The 13976-nt window shown below is 63.0% G+C and carries 17 protein-coding genes, 1 tRNA gene and 1 pseudogene; 12 read left to right on the forward strand and 7 right to left on the reverse strand.

Annotated features, from left to right (window positions below; all coding sequences use genetic code 11):
* Positions 1-10: 10 nt before the first annotated feature.
* A complete protein-coding gene (locus MTR72_RS05910; RefSeq protein WP_341510220.1) occupies positions 11-250 on the forward strand; it encodes a hypothetical protein in 240 nt (79 codons plus the stop codon).
* Between the two features lie 92 nt (positions 251-342).
* On the opposite strand, the gene MTR72_RS05915 is transcribed toward MTR72_RS05910, so the two are convergent.
* The 3 genes from MTR72_RS05915 to MTR72_RS05925 all read right to left on the reverse strand — a co-directional run bounded on the left by MTR72_RS05915 (position 343) and on the right by MTR72_RS05925 (position 3203).
* Positions 343-1518, reverse strand: a complete 1176-nt coding sequence (locus tag MTR72_RS05915) for a DUF262 domain-containing protein (protein WP_341510221.1) — start codon at positions 1516-1518, stop codon at positions 343-345.
* Positions 1519-1681: 163 nt separating this feature from the next.
* Positions 1682-2533 carry a hypothetical protein gene (locus MTR72_RS05920; protein WP_341510222.1) on the reverse strand — a complete coding sequence of 284 codons (852 nt, stop codon included), beginning with the start codon at positions 2531-2533 and terminating at the stop codon, positions 1682-1684.
* A gap of 280 nt (positions 2534-2813) precedes the next feature.
* Complete coding sequence (locus MTR72_RS05925; protein WP_341510223.1) at positions 2814-3203, reverse strand: hypothetical protein; 390 nt, start codon at positions 3201-3203, stop codon at positions 2814-2816.
* On the opposite strand from MTR72_RS05925, the pseudogene MTR72_RS05930 reads away from it, so the two are divergent.
* Positions 3129-3686 (forward strand): annotated as a pseudogene (locus MTR72_RS05930) (site-specific integrase); the annotation flags it as partial. The gene MTR72_RS05925 and the pseudogene MTR72_RS05930 sit on opposite strands and share 75 nt — an antisense overlap.
* A gap of 171 nt (positions 3687-3857) precedes the next feature.
* On the opposite strand, the gene MTR72_RS05935 reads toward MTR72_RS05930, so the two are convergent.
* Positions 3858-3934: transfer RNA gene (locus MTR72_RS05935), tRNA-Pro, on the reverse strand.
* Positions 3935-4002: 68 nt separating this feature from the next.
* On the opposite strand from MTR72_RS05935, the gene MTR72_RS05940 reads away from it, so the two are divergent.
* From MTR72_RS05940 to MTR72_RS05965, 6 genes are all read left to right on the forward strand, one after another.
* Complete coding sequence (locus MTR72_RS05940) at positions 4003-4992, forward strand: L-threonylcarbamoyladenylate synthase (protein ID WP_280965400.1); 990 nt, start codon at positions 4003-4005, stop codon at positions 4990-4992.
* Between the two features lie 91 nt (positions 4993-5083).
* The gene (locus tag MTR72_RS05945; RefSeq protein WP_280965401.1) at positions 5084-6511 is read left to right on the forward strand and encodes an FAD-binding oxidoreductase; all 1428 of its coding nucleotides are present in this window, start codon (positions 5084-5086) and stop codon (positions 6509-6511) included.
* The gene (locus tag MTR72_RS05950; RefSeq protein WP_280965402.1) at positions 6508-6963 is read left to right on the forward strand and encodes a GNAT family acetyltransferase; all 456 of its coding nucleotides are present in this window, start codon (positions 6508-6510) and stop codon (positions 6961-6963) included. The genes MTR72_RS05945 and MTR72_RS05950 overlap by 4 nt, the downstream gene beginning before the upstream one ends.
* Positions 6964-6983: 20 nt before the next feature.
* Entirely contained in the window at positions 6984-7565 is a 582-nt protein-coding gene (locus MTR72_RS05955; protein WP_280965403.1) for an NUDIX domain-containing protein, read from the forward strand.
* A 300-nt stretch (positions 7566-7865) separates the two neighbouring features.
* Positions 7866-8795, forward strand: coding sequence for a glycine reductase (locus MTR72_RS05960; protein WP_280965404.1), 930 nt, complete (start codon positions 7866-7868; stop codon positions 8793-8795).
* 35 nt (positions 8796-8830) lie between these two features.
* Positions 8831-10024: a CaiB/BaiF CoA transferase family protein gene (locus MTR72_RS05965; RefSeq protein ID WP_341510224.1), complete on the forward strand. Its 1194-nt coding sequence runs from the start codon at positions 8831-8833 to the stop codon at positions 10022-10024.
* Between the two features lie 186 nt (positions 10025-10210).
* On the opposite strand, the gene MTR72_RS05970 is transcribed toward MTR72_RS05965, so the two are convergent.
* Positions 10211-10969: an SOS response-associated peptidase gene (locus tag MTR72_RS05970; protein ID WP_280965406.1), complete on the reverse strand. Its 759-nt coding sequence runs from the start codon at positions 10967-10969 to the stop codon at positions 10211-10213.
* A 63-nt stretch (positions 10970-11032) separates the two neighbouring features.
* Here MTR72_RS05970 and MTR72_RS05975 point away from each other — a divergent pair, with 63 nt between their 5' ends.
* From MTR72_RS05975 to MTR72_RS05990, 4 genes are all read left to right on the forward strand, one after another.
* Complete coding sequence (locus MTR72_RS05975; protein WP_280965407.1) at positions 11033-11533, forward strand: hypothetical protein; 501 nt, start codon at positions 11033-11035, stop codon at positions 11531-11533.
* 3 nt (positions 11534-11536) lie between these two features.
* Positions 11537-11977 (forward strand): NUDIX hydrolase, encoded by a 441-nt coding sequence (locus MTR72_RS05980; RefSeq protein WP_280965408.1) that lies wholly within the window; start codon positions 11537-11539, stop codon positions 11975-11977.
* Between the two features lie 45 nt (positions 11978-12022).
* Positions 12023-12400 (forward strand): TIGR02301 family protein, encoded by a 378-nt coding sequence (locus MTR72_RS05985; RefSeq protein ID WP_280965409.1) that lies wholly within the window; start codon positions 12023-12025, stop codon positions 12398-12400.
* A 296-nt stretch (positions 12401-12696) separates the two neighbouring features.
* The gene (locus MTR72_RS05990; protein ID WP_279371778.1) at positions 12697-12963 is read left to right on the forward strand and encodes a hypothetical protein; all 267 of its coding nucleotides are present in this window, start codon (positions 12697-12699) and stop codon (positions 12961-12963) included.
* A 95-nt stretch (positions 12964-13058) separates the two neighbouring features.
* Here the strand turns inward: MTR72_RS05990 and MTR72_RS05995 are convergent, their stop codons facing one another.
* Together MTR72_RS05995 and MTR72_RS06000 are read right to left on the reverse strand one after the other, a co-directional pair.
* Complete coding sequence (locus MTR72_RS05995) at positions 13059-13379, reverse strand: cupredoxin domain-containing protein (protein ID WP_280965410.1); 321 nt, start codon at positions 13377-13379, stop codon at positions 13059-13061.
* A gap of 10 nt (positions 13380-13389) precedes the next feature.
* On the reverse strand, positions 13390-13911 hold the full coding sequence (locus MTR72_RS06000; protein ID WP_280965411.1) for a DUF4142 domain-containing protein: 522 nt from the start codon (positions 13909-13911) through the stop codon (positions 13390-13392).
* Between the last annotated feature and the right edge of the window lie 65 nt (positions 13912-13976).

Consider the following 13976-nt stretch of genomic DNA (forward strand, 5'->3'; position numbering starts at 1 on the left):
TGACGACAATATGTCTATACTTATCCCAGAGAAGCAGGAAGTCAACGCGGCCGCCGGCGTGAGCGCCATTGTGCAGCGCATCAAGCCCGATCCGAATCGCTCAGGCGCGCGACTTTCCGGATTGATCTCGCGCGAGCACACGATCGATTTCGTGCGAAAGGCGCTGTTCGAATCGCGTGATAGCGCGATGGCAGTCCTGCGACGGTCGCGAGGCGAAGATGTCAACGTCGCGAAATTCGTCAGAGATTGAAGAGGGAACTCCTGGGCGGAGCTTCAGGATCGGCACCATCCGGTCAGGGAACTCTGCCAACGGCAGCGGCGGCCAGTCCGACTGATAAGGTTTCACGTCTTTCTTATCAGTTCTACAACTGGCTCCATTTGCGACCAAAGCTTATCAGTCGCCCAACTCACTCCATTTGTGAAAGCTATCAGTTTGAAGGTTGCCCCTTGATCAGGCTGGAGATCGTCACTTCCGATAACGGCGAAAAGCCCGCCGACCTGCCGGTCATGAAGCCGACCCAATTCGATTCCTGCGCTCGGACTGACGGTGCCACTGACGCTGCTCGCCGAAGCCGGCGACGTGATCGAATAGAACGCAACGGTCCGACGTCCGCAGGCGCGATCTGCTATTCGGGGCAGAGCAGACACGCCTTCTAGGATCTTGGTGGACTGATAAGCTTTGTCGGTTTTCCTTATCAGTTCGCGAACTGACTCCGTTTTGTTAGAAACCTTAGGGAAACGATAGTTGATAATCGCATGCGCTCTGCTCAGATTCTGATCGACCGCATCTTCGTACTGGTCGTCGATAGCGCGCCCTCGTTCTTGTAGACGCTTCACTATGTCCCGTCTAATTTGAGTCGGTGTGCGGCGCCCATCCCAAAGCTCTGCAATGTTAGGCAAGAATTCGGGATCGTTCCTAATTGCGGCGTCCGCCACTTCAAAGCGTCCATCTCTGGGGCGGAACGCTATGCTCATCCTTCGCGGGACTCCATCCTTTCCGACAACGTCGACACCCTTAATTACCGCGTAAAGTGAGGTGAGGCGTTGCTGCCCGTCTATTATCAACACGTTTGCACGCAGCCCTGGCTTGTCAGAGCCGAGTAGCTTTGCATCTGGATCATTAGAAGTGTGCCAGAACACTAGCGTTCCCACGGGGAATCCGAGGAAAAGAGAATCCAGAAGCTGACGTGCCCCGGTGTCTTCCCAAACGAACTGCCGCTGGAGATCGGGAAGCGCGATTATCCCCTGTTCTATATCGCTCAGCAGCGATGCAATTGATCGCTGGCCCGGTTCAAAGATGGGTGTCCGACCACGCACTCGCGGCTCGCGAGAGGCGGGGACTTGGTCATCCTCGTCTTCATCCTCCCGGTAGGTTGCCGCTCCGGACGGCGCTCTGTCAGGAATAGGCTGCGCTAGTTCTTGCGCAAGAAGCTGGCTGATGCACGCTACAGCCTCAGGCGTATGCTCGATCAGACTTAAGCCGATCAAGCGTCTCAGCGAGATTGTGCTGAGCACCATCCCCGGCAACGGTTAGAACTGGTAGTAGTAGACTTTGGAAATCAGGAACGGCCATGTTTCACCAATTGTCAGCTCATGCTTATGAGTGGATAGTCCTGAGAAGATGGGTGGCGTACAAATATATGGGACCTGTGTTGGGCGGCTCATGCCGGACCGGCGTGGCTTAGGCCGACAACGCAACATCTCCTTGGTCGTCATCCGACATTGGCCTTAACCACTTTCCCGTGGCTGGATCTTGGTACGCCTCTATCGCTCGCAGGCAACTGAACACCGAGTTGCGCTGAACGGGACGGCGGAGCCGAGCCTCCACCAGACCTGCAATTTGGTCAATCGATAGAGCAGAAGAACTCGCAAGCAAAACTGATCGAAGCGACTCAGTAAGGCTCTCGCGTCGTGGACCGCCCCAAGCCCGCACGTACAGATAACCGTTGCTAACGGCTAGACGGCCATCCAAGCAGGCGAGGCTAAGGTCCAATCGACCAAACGGAGTATCCATGATTACCGGCCCAACCGCACGACCAGTTCGGTTGAGCCCGTCAATCAACGATAACGCAACAACCTGCTCGGCGCCTGCGCTCCTGAGGGGAACTTTCCTGCCGTCCCCGCCGATAATGCTCAGACCATAGTTCGCGCTAATTTCGAGACCTCGGTAAGCCTTTTGGGTCGTCATCGCTTTGAAAGCGGTATTGGCAAACTCGCCTACTCGACCTCTAAGTCGGTCCCTAAGTTCATCGATGCTTGAGGCGAAAATCTTCTCAAGATCCGTCGTAATCGATACTTTTAGGGTGCTACGCCGCGACCGCGCCGGCGCGAGCCCTTTTATCGCCCGTTGGGCAATGGCCAGATCCTCGCGCACGCGCTCAAGGTCCTTGCGCGCGTCGGCGATCGACTGTTGAAGTCGGCCTTCTTCTCTAAGCGCCTCCGTATGATGGACTCGCTTCTTCGCCAGCTCCGCGGTGTCCTCTCCTGCTATTTGATCTTTGATTCGTTCGATTTCATTTTCGACTCGCTGCAAATCTACCTCAGCGGACCGCACATCTCTGTCGATCTGCCTTAGCCGATCTCGCGCATTCACGCCGCGTATTTTGGTGAGAGATCCTAGCTGCGCCGCAACTGCCTGGAGTTCGGCATTGTTGTCAGTAACCCGCAAAGCGTCCGACTGCAGCTCACCCAGCGACTTGCCAAGGCGTGCACGATGCTCGCTGTCCAGATCTTGTCCGCAAGACCGCCATATCGCCACGGGATGCGTTGCGAGCACGTCTGAAAAAAAGCCGCCAGCAAAAGCAGAGCAAGCTCTAGCGGACTACATCGCTCGTAAGTATCAACCCGAACGGCGCCGCCAAGACATTGAGGACATCGATTGTGCTGATGTCCTCTCGATCTATCTGACCGACATTGGGGAGCCCGGCGACCAGTTCGAGATCGAGGCCCGAATTGAGCGGCTCAACGAGTATTGGGGTGGCAAAAAGCTGGCACAGGTTAATGCCCAGACTTGTGCAGGCTACACCAAGCATCGTGGCAATGCGGGTGGCGCTCGTCGCGACCTTGAGACACTGCGGGCTGCAATCAACCACCACGCCAAGGAAGGCTTTCACCGCGGCGTAGTACGGGTGTCGCTCCCTCCCAAAGGTGAGGCCCGCGACCGATGGTTGACTCGCAAGGAGGCCGCAGCGTTGCTTTGGCATTGTTGGAGGTATCGCGAGAAGCAGACGATCCACTCGGGAACGTTGAAGGGCGGCCCGGTCGCCACGAACCGAAGGCCTCTGCGTCATATCGCGCGGTTTATCCTAATCGGCCTGTACACTGGCACTAGGGCAGGCGCGATCGCATCGGCGTCGCCATATGCGATAATTGGGCGTTCGTACGTGGATCTGGAGCGTGGCATTTTTTATCGTAAGGCCATTGGCAAGCGCGCCACAAAGAAGCGACAGACGCCAGCACCCATCCCGCCTCGGCTGCTCGCCCACCTTCGGCGGTGGTGGAACCGTAAGCTGATCGCAGAGTGCTTCGTTGAGTTCAACGGCAAGCCGGTAGCTTCGGTGAAAAAGGGCTTCAAGACCGCCGTAAAGCTCGCCCGCCTGCCCGGGAGGGTCACACCCCACACCCTGCGCCATACAGCTGCGACGTGGCTCATGCAGCGGGGCGTGCCAATCTGGGAGGCGGCAGGGTTCCTGGGCATGTCACCCGAGGTCCTGCAAGACACCTATGGTCATCACCACCCGGACTTCCTCCAGGGGGCGGCCGCGGCCATCGGCCAAAAGAGCCGGTACGTTTCGGTGGCCGAAACGGTGGTCAACTTGACCGAGGATCGAAATCAGAAGAAAAAGCCTAATGATTTCTGGTCGGAGTGGCAGGATTCGAACCTGCGACCCCTGCGTCCCGAACGCAGTGCTCTACCGGGCTGAGCCACACTCCGACAAGAAGGCGGCTTATAGCGTCGGCTTTGGCGCACCGCAAGCGGCGGGTTTGAGGAATTTTGTCCCAGTGAAGACGGGTCTTGAAACACTGATTCTGCCGGCCGGCTCGGCCGCCTCGGAGGCCTCTGCCCGGACGCTCGCTGCCGGCGGGCTGGTCGCGTTCCCGACCGAGACGGTCTACGGGCTCGGGGCTGACGCCGCCAACGCGACCGCGATTGCCCATCTCTACGCCGCCAAGGGACGACCGGCCTTTAATCCGCTGATCGCGCATGTCGCCGATCTTGCCGCCGCGCGGCGGATCGGCCGGTTCGATGCGCGCGCGCTGAAGCTTGCGGAGGCGTTCTGGCCGGGACCGCTGACGCTCGTGCTGCCGAAGGCGGAAAACTGCCCGGTGGCTGATCTTGCCACCGCGGGCCTCGACACCGTCGCGATCCGCATTCCCGCCCATCCGGTCGCGCAGGAAATCCTGCGCGCCTTCGGCGGAGTGGTGGTGGCGCCGTCCGCAAACATCTCCGGCCATGTCTCGCCGACGCTGGCTGCCCATGTCGAAAGCGACCTTTCGGGACGCATCGACCTGATCGTCGACGGCGGGCCGGTCAACGTCGGCGTCGAATCGACGATTCTCGGCTGCTTCGAGGCGCCGATGCTGTTGCGCCCCGGAGGGCTATCGCGCGAGCGGATCGAGGCCGTGCTGGGTGCGCCGCTGTCGCGGCCGCCCGCAAACGTCGAGAGCGACGATTCGCAGCCGCTGGCGCCGGGCATGCTGGCCTCGCACTACGCCCCGCGCGCGACCGTGCGGCTCAATGCGCGCGATGTTGCTGGAGGTGAAGCGCTGCTGGCCTTTGGCCCTGCGCGCCTGCCTGGAACGGATGCCGCGGCCGCCGTCATGAATCTGTCGCCTGCGGCCGATCTCGATGAAGCCGCGGTCAATTTGTTCGGCTATCTTCGCAGCCTCGATGCCAAAAGCCCCCGAGCGATCGCGGTGATGCCAATTCCCGAAGAAGGCTTGGGCGAAGCCATCAACGACCGGCTGCGCCGCGCGGCTGTGGCGCGCTAGCGCATGATCCGAACCCGGAGGCCGCGTTCAGCAGCGGTTTTCCGAGAAGACCATGTGCAAACAGAAAAGAAGCGGAATGAAAGAAGACGACATGAACATCAATAAATCGGCCACCCCTCCGCTTGCGCCCGAGCTGATCGAGAAATTTCGCAAGATCGTCGGCGACCGGCACGCAATCACCGATGCGGCTGACATCGAGGCCTACGTCACCGAGGAGCGCAACCTGTTCCACGGCCGCTCGCCGCTGGTGCTGCGCCCGGGCTCGACTGCCGAAGTCTCCGCGATCTGCAAGCTCGCCTCCGAGCACCGCATCGCGCTGGTGCCGCAGGGCGGCAATACCGGGCTCGTCGGCGGGCAGACCCCGCACAATGGCGAGGTCGTGGTGTCGCTGCGCCGGCTGGACAAGATCCGCGAGGTCGATACCGCCTCGAACACGATGACCTGCGAGTCCGGCGTAGTGTTGCAAATCGCGCAGCAGAAGGCGGCCGAGGTCGACCGGCTGTTTCCGCTCTCGTTAGGCGCGGAGGGAAGCTGCACGATCGGCGGCAATCTCTCGACCAATGCCGGCGGCACGGCCGCGCTCGCCTTTGGCGTCGCACGCGAGATGGCGCTGGGGCTCGAAGTGGTGCTGGCCGACGGACGCGTGCTCAACGTGCTGTCGAAGCTGAAGAAGGACAACACCGGCTACAATTTGCACAACCTCTTCATCGGCGCGGAAGGCACGCTCGGCATCATCACGGCGGCGACGCTGAAACTGTTTCCGAAGCCGAGGGCGATCGAGACCGCTTTCGTCGGGCTGAAGTCGCCGGATGCGGCGCTGAAACTGCTCACGATCGCGCAGGGCGAGGCCGCCAACGCGCTGACGAGCTTCGAGCTGCTGTCGGAGATGGCGGTCGACTTCTCGATCCGCCACGGCATCGACGTGCGCGATCCGCTCGAGCAGAAACATCCCTGGTACGTGCTGATGGAATTGTCCTCGCCGCGCGACGATGCGCGCGGGACGCTGGAATCGATCCTCGGCCGCGCCATGGAGGAGGAGATCGTCGACGACGCCGTGATCGCGGCCAATCTCACCCAGCGATCCGGCTTCTGGAAGCTGCGTGACGAGATGTCGGCGGCGCAGAAGCCGGAAGGCGGCTCGATCAAGCACGACATCTCCGTGCCGGTCGCCGCCGTGCCTGCCTTCATTGCGGAAGCCGATGCCGCGGTGGTGAAGCTGATCCCCGGCGCGCGGCCGGTGCCGTTCGGCCATCTCGGCGACGGCAACCTGCACTATAACGTTAGCCAGCCGGTCGGCGCCGACAGCGCGGACTTCCTTGCGCGCTGGCACGAGATGAACGCGGTGGTGTTCGAGATCGTGCTGCGCATGGGCGGCTCGATCTCGGCCGAGCACGGCATCGGCGTGCTCAAGCGAGATGAACTGCCCGACGTGAAGGACAAGACCGCGATCGAGCTCATGCGCTCGATCAAGGCGATGCTCGACCCCCTCGGAATCATGAACCCCGGTAAAGTGCTGTGAACGCCCCTCTCTCCCCTGCTCCGCTCGCGATCGCTTCGATCAACGATGCCGACGTCGAGACCGTCGTTGCGCTGTGGCAGCGTTGCGGCCTGACGCGGCCCTGGAACGATCCGCATACCGACATCGCGCTGGCGCGGCGCCGCGAGAACTCAACGGTGCTGATCGGGCGCGACGGCAGTGCGATCGTCGCGACCGCCATGGTCGGCCATGACGGCCATCGCGGCTGGGTCTATTACGTCGCAGTCGATCCCGACTGCCGCAAGCGCGGCTATGGCCGCGTGATCATGGCCGCGGTGGAAGACTGGTTGCGTCAGGCCGGGATCTTGAAGCTCCAGCTCCTCGTCCGCCGCGAGAACGCGCAGGCCAATGCATTCTACCAGTCGCTCGGCTTTGCCGAGTCGACCTCGGTGATGTTCGCAAAGTGGCTCGACGGCCGGGAGCCAACGCCTTAGCGCTTACCTGGAAGACAACGATGCCTCTTTCCGACCGCGTCCGCATCAAGGACGTCCGCGTGCTCTCGGACAATTGGACCGTCCTGAAAGAAACGACGTTCGACTTCCGGCGCGCCAATGGCGAATGGCAGACGCAGCGTCGGGAAACCTATGAGCGCGACAACGCCGCAGCCGTGCTGCCCTACAATCGCGCACAGCGCACGGTGATCCTGGTGCGCCAGTTCCGTCTGCCGGCGTATATCCGCGGCTACGACGACCTGCTGATCGAAGCGGCCGCCGGCGTGCTTGACGATGCCTCTCCGGAAGAGCGCATCCGCGCCGAGACCGAGGAGGAAACCGGCTATCGCCTCCATCACGTGCAGAAGATATTCGAGGCTTTCATGAGCCCCGGCGCCGTGACGGAGAAGATGCATTTCTTCATCGCCGAGTATGAGCCGGAGATGCGCGTCAGCGACGGCGGCGGCCTTCCTCACGAAGGCGAGGACATCGAGGTGCTGGAGCTTTCGATCGACGAGGCCCTCGCCATGATCGCCGACGGTCGCATCATCGATGCCAAGACGATCATGCTATTGCAATACGCAGCGCTGCATGTGTTTCGGTAGCTAGATCGATCCTATGGCACGCCGCTCTCCCTTCTCCCCTTGTGGGAGAAGGTGGCGCGAAGCGCCGGATGAGGGGTCTGCCTCCGCAATATCGAACTCGAAGAGGTTCACCCGGGACGGAGACCCCTGACCCGCCTCGCTTCGCGAGGCACCCTCTCCCACAAGGGGAGAGGGGAAGGCAGCGCAATTTGCTGCTCCACTCCAGTTGCAATTCAGGCCTGCACCATCCCGCTCCCCCGTTGAGCAAATCGCCGACTATCTCTAGTCTGGCCTCAACAAGAACCAGAGGAGACGCACTCCATGTCCGCGCCGCGCGACGACGAATTCGGCTTTGCGCCCGACTACGACTCTCCTGTCCCCTATATGCAGCGCACGCGCGACTATTACGCGGCGATCGGCTACACTACGCCGTATCGCTGGGCGCATCATGTCGAGGCACCGTTCCAGCCGCTGAAGAAGCCGCTGGCGCAATCGCGCGTCACGATCATCACGACGGCGGCACCTTTCGATCCCACCAAAGGCGACCAGGGACCAGGCGCGGCGTATAACGGCAGCGCCAAGTTCTATCAGGTCTATGACGGCGACACGTCCAAGCAGCACGATTTGCGCATCTCGCACATCGGCTACGACCGCAAGCACACGTCGGCCACCGACAGCGGCACCTGGTTTCCGCTGCCGCAACTCCTCAAGGCGAGTGCCGCCGGGCGCATCGGCGAGGTTGCCCCGCGCTTCTTCGGCGCACCGACCAATCGCAGCCATCGTGTCACCCTCGACACCGACGCGCCGGAAATCCTGGCACGCTGCCTCGCCGACAAGGTTGACGTCGCGGTGCTGGTGCCGAACTGCCCGGTCTGCCACCAGACCACGGCGCTAGTGGCACGGCACCTGGAGAGAAACGGCATTCCGACCGTGATCATGGGCTGCGCCAAGGACATTATCGAGCATGCCGCCGTGCCGCGCTTCCTGTTTTCCGATTTCCCGCTCGGCAATTCCGCCGGCAAGCCGCACGATGTCACCTCGCAGGCGCAGACGCTGGAGCTGGCGCTCAGGCTGCTGGAGACCGCGAGCGGGCCCCAGACGACGATGCAGTCGCCGCTGCGCTGGAGCGAGGACGCGTCCTGGAAGCTCGACTACAACAACATCGCGCAGCTCTCCCCCGAAGAGCTCGCACGACGCCGCGCCGAATTCGACAAGCAGAAGGAGATCGCGCGCGGCAACCGGGCGGCCTGACGTCCCCCGACAACAATAATCGACGGGAGAGAGACGTGACGCGACCGTTCGAAGGCGTGAAGATCCTGGACTTCACGCAAGTGCTCGCCGGCCCCTATGCGAGCTACCAGCTCGCGCTATTGGGCGCCGACGTCATCAAGGTCGAGCGGCGCGAGGGCGAGGACATGCGCCGCACGCCGCTCTCCCGCGAATGGGCGGAACGAGGGCTGGCGCCGGCGTTCCAGGCCATCAACGGCAACAAGCGCAGCCTGACGCTCGATCTGCAAAAGCGAGAGGCCATCGCCATCGTGAAGAAGCTCGCCGCGCAGGTCGACGTGGTCATGGAGAATTTTCGTCCGGGCGTGATGGACAAGCTCGGCATCGGCTATGAGGCGCTCTCCGCGATCAATCCGAAGCTGATCTATTGCGCGGTGTCCGGCTTCGGCCAGACCGGCCCCGACCGCTTGCGGCCCGGCTATGACGGCAAGATGCAGGCACTGTCAGGTATCATGGCGATCACCGGGCATCCCGAGACCGGCCCAACGCGCGCCGGCTTTGCGGTGTGCGACGTGCTCTCGGGCGCGACCGCCGCGTTTGCGGTGTCGAGCGCGCTGTACCAGCGCGACCACACCGGCAAGGGGCAGCTCGTCGACGTCTCCATGCTGGAGGCGACGCTGGCTTTTCTGTCCGGCCAGATCGCGGACTGGTCGGTCGCCGGCCACCGCCAGCAGCTCTCGGGCAACCAGGCGGTCAGCCGCAGAACCACTGCAAACCTGTTCAAGTGCGGCGACGGCCACATCCTGCTCGCCGTCAACAACGAGAAGCAGTACCGCGCGCTGATGAGGGCGCTCGGCCGCGAGGACACGCTCTCCGATCCGCGCTTCGCCGACTGGTTCTCGCGCAACGAAAACGAGGGCGCGCTGCGCGCCATCATCGAGCAGGCGCTCGCGGCGAAGCCCGCGCGCGAATGGGAGACGATTTTGGAAGACGCCGGCGCGCCCTGCGCCAGCATCTGGAAGATCGAGGAGATCATCGACCATCCGCAGATTTTGGCGCGCGGCGCGATCCAGGAGCTCGACACGCCCTACGGCCGCCTGCGCTTCGCCGGCAGCGGCTTCAAGCTCGCGCATGGCGGCGGCAAGCTGGACCGCATGGCGCCGGAGCTCGGAGCGGATACCGATGCGGTGCTCAGTGAGTTAGGGATCGATGCGGAAGCGATCGCGGAATTGCGGGCACGAGAGATTGTTTGACAGTGCCGCCACACAACCACTGTCGTCCCGGACAAGCGAGCGTAGCGAGCGCAGATCCGGGACACATACCCCCAGGATCATGTTTGGCGAAAACTGGTAGCCACTATCTCGCGCCACAACTACTCCCTGTGGTTATGGGTCCCGGCCTTCGCCGGGACGACAGTGGAGTGAATGGCGACAGCTTACCTAAAACAACGACCCCTGCCCGTCATCGGCCGAAGTGGCCGCCACCTTCCGCGCCGCGCGCTTCGGCTTCGGTGCCTCCGCTTCGATCTCCTCGGCGCTGATCGGCAGCAAGAGCTGCGCGTCGTCATTGGCGACGCGGTTGACGCGGCTGGAGACCGGGTGCCAGGCGAACTCGCCGATGCGCGGGGCGGCCATCAGCGGCAGCACGGCGTCGACCTCGTCGCCGCGACAATCGAGCCAGCGCTCGAAGTCACGCGGGCCGATGGTCACGGGCACGCGGTCGTGCAGCATGGCGAGATCTTCGCCCGCCGCCGACGTGACGATAGCGACTGTGTCGAGCTCCTCGCCATTAGGCCCGACCCAGGTCTCGAACACCGCGGCAAAGCCGAGTGGCTCGCCATTGGCGCGGTGGATGAAGAAGGGCTGCTTGCGGCCGTCGACTGCCTTCCACTCGTAATAGCCGTCGGCCGGGATCAGGCCGCGCCGCCTGCGAATTGCGTTCTTGAAGGCGGGCCTTTCCAGCACCGTCTCCGAGCGCGCGTTGATCAGAAGCGTAAATCCACGGGGCTCCTTGACCCAGCTTGGCAACAGGCCCCAACGCATCAGGCGGAAGTGCCGCGCTCCGTTCTCGACCAGCACCACGGGGATCGGTTGTGTCGGCGCGACATTGTACCGGGGCGGGAAATTCGGCTGCTCGATATAGCCGAAGAGTTGCCGCAAAGCCGCGGGGGCCGAAGTTATGACGAAACGTCCGCACATCCTTGGAGGCCTATGTAAGATCCGTTCAGTACCTTTTAACCCCGAACGTTAACACTGCGGCCGATGAGCTCAACGGTCTCAGAACCCGCCCGGACGCATGCACAGACGGGCCCCGAGGCTGCGGCCTGGGCCGAGCGCCTGCGCGTGGCCAACATCAACCCGCGGACCGGGCTTGCCACAGACTATCTGAACCATTTCAATGAAGCCGTGATGCTGCTCGAAATGGTCCCGGACATGCCGGAATGCGCGGAAGATTTTTTGACCTGGACGCCACTGTCCTATGCCGAGCATTTCACCGCCTCGAACTTCAAGGCACGCGATCTCGCGATCGAGGCCTATGAGAAGGCCGACCCGTCCGTGCGCGCCCAGTTCGACCACCTTACCGACGCCATGACCGCGATCCTGACCGCGGTCGGTACGGCGATGCGTGAGGTGGAGAAGGACACGACGCGCGTTCGCCTCGCCGAGCAGGCCACCCTCTGGGTCAAGCCGCTGATCGCCGCCTGCGGCGGCATCATCAATGGCGGCGCGGAGGCCGACGTCGACACCATCATGGCGAACTGAGCCGTGGCCGACCCCGTGCAGCCCACCCATCCCCAGCTCGCGGTCAGCGCCGCGATCTTCCGCGACGGCAAGGTGCTGCTGGTCCGCCGCGCCCGCTCGCCCGCCAAGGGCTTTTATTCGCTGCCGGGCGGCCGGGTCGAGTTCGGCGAATCGCTGCACCAGGCGCTGACGCGCGAGGTCGACGAGGAGACCGGGCTCAAGATCGAGATCATCGGCCTTGCTGGCTGGCGCGAGGTGCTGCCGTCCACGGGCGGGGCCGGCCATTACCTCATCATGTCCTTTGCCGCGCGCTGGATCGCCAGGGAACCGGCTTTGAATGACGAACTCGACGATCACCGCTGGCTCGCACCCGATGCCCTCGCCAGCCTCTGCGACCTCAAGCTGACGGGGGGCCTGGAGGAGGTCATCCAGGCAGCACAGCGGCTGATCGGGCCTCAACGGTAGTTCCGTGCCTTGCGTCCACCGTCCGGAGGGGGCATACACCGGCCGATGTCCACGCGATTTCTGGCCATTTTTGCCGTGATTCTTGCCTGCGCCGCGGGGCCCGCCCGCGCCCAGGACGTGACGGCACCGTTCGACGCCGATTTGCAGCGGCTGGCCGAGATCCTCGGCGGGCTGCATTACCTGCGCGCCATCTGCGGGGCCAATGAGGGCAACAAATGGCGCAACGAGATGCAGGCGCTGATCGACGCCGAAACCCCCTCCGGCGAGCGCCGCACCCGCATGATTGCTGGCTTCAACCGCGGCTATAACGGCTTCCAGCAGACTTACCGGAGCTGCACCCCGGCCGCCACCGTCGCGATCCGCCGCTACATCGAGGAAGGCTCGAAGATCTCGCGCGACCTCACGGCGCGTTACGCGAATTGAAGTTGCTGCGGCCGCATCCCGATCCCTCTCACCTCATCCTGAGGAGCGCGGAACGCGCGTCTCGAAGGATGCACGCCCGGCTGCCGGCAGCGGGCCTTCATGGTTCGAGACGGCGCGAACGCGTCTCCTCACCATGAGGATCGAACGTTCGAAGGCGCAGCGGGGAACAACGACATCATCTTTGTCCACCGCCGTTAACCTTTCCTAAAGATGTGGCCTAGGCGGCGTTAATACGCGTGCTACACCTCTCGTGCAGCGCATCGCCGTGGATCGCGCCTCCAGCCTTGTCGAGTTTCATGAGCCAGCCGATTTCCTACGCCCCCGCCCGCGCGCCGCTGCCCGATCACGAGCAGAAGCAGGCCGCGCTCAGCTATCTCAACGAGGCCTGGGCCGAGGCGCGCCATGACGGCGTCGACGGCGACTGCCTGGCGCAGGCCAGCCTGTTCGCGGCGTTTGCCGAGCTCGTCGGCACCTATGGCGAGGACGCAGTGGCGAAGTTCGTCGAGGGCCTGCCCGGCCGCGTCCGCAACGGCGAATTCTCGGTCGGCATCGCACGGCAGTAAGCCGGCTCACAGGGAAACGATCTTGCACGGATAAGCAATAGCCTGGACCCGGCCGGGAGGTTTTCCCGATACGGCCGGGGCGCATTCCCTGTCCGTCACGGCTCGATCTTGAGGATCGCTTTCATGTTCGGATGATAGCGGCAGTAATAGTCGACCTTTCCTGCTTTCTTCAGAACGAATTTCGCCGACTTCTTCGGCGGTAGGTTCACGTCAAAGTCGCCGTTCTTCGCGGTGGCGGTGTGGGCAAAGACGTCCTTGTTGACCCACTCGATGGTGTCGCCGACCTTCGCGGACACGTCCGCCGGCGATACCACGAGATTCTCCATCACGATCTGAACGGTCGCGGCCTGCGCCGGAACGACCATCGACAGGAAGACGACCGCGAGCGCGATCGAGGGAAGTCGCCCCGGCTTCATCGCACGCCCCCTATTTCAGCTCCGCCGCGACATGCTCGGCGTGCTGCTCATGACCCTGGAAGATCTTCAAGCCGGTCTGCAACAGGCCCTTGAGCTCCGCATTGCTGGCGGCGGGAATGAGCTGGGTCTCCAACGCGCTGTTGACCGCCTTGTGGTAGGCGACCTCGTTCTCGACATAGGCCTTGTCGAAAGCCGCGCCCTTCAGCTTGCCGAGCTCGGCGAGCTTGTCGCTCGCCTGCTTCGATAGCGTGCGACTGGTGTCGTTCTCTTCAGGCTTCACGTTCAGCTTCTTGACCAGCGCGAGCGCCTGCTTGTTGACCGCCTCGTGATCGCGCACCATGTCCTGCGCGAACGCCTTCACGTCCTTGCTCTTGGCCTTCTTCAGCGCCTGCTTTGCGGCGTTGATGTCGATCACGCCAGCGGTGTAGGCGATATGGGCGATCTGCGGATCGGTCGGCTTTGCGCCTTGCGCGAGCGCAGGGCCGGACAGAAGGGCGATCGTTGCGATCGCCAGGCTCCATCGGACGAACATGTCTAACACTCCTGTGGTGCCGGCTTTCCCCGGCTCGTTTCTTCACAGGGATTGGATGGTCGTGC

The organism is Bradyrhizobium sp. ISRA442 (assembly GCF_038085055.1).
Lineage (GTDB): Bacteria > Pseudomonadota > Alphaproteobacteria > Rhizobiales > Xanthobacteraceae > Bradyrhizobium.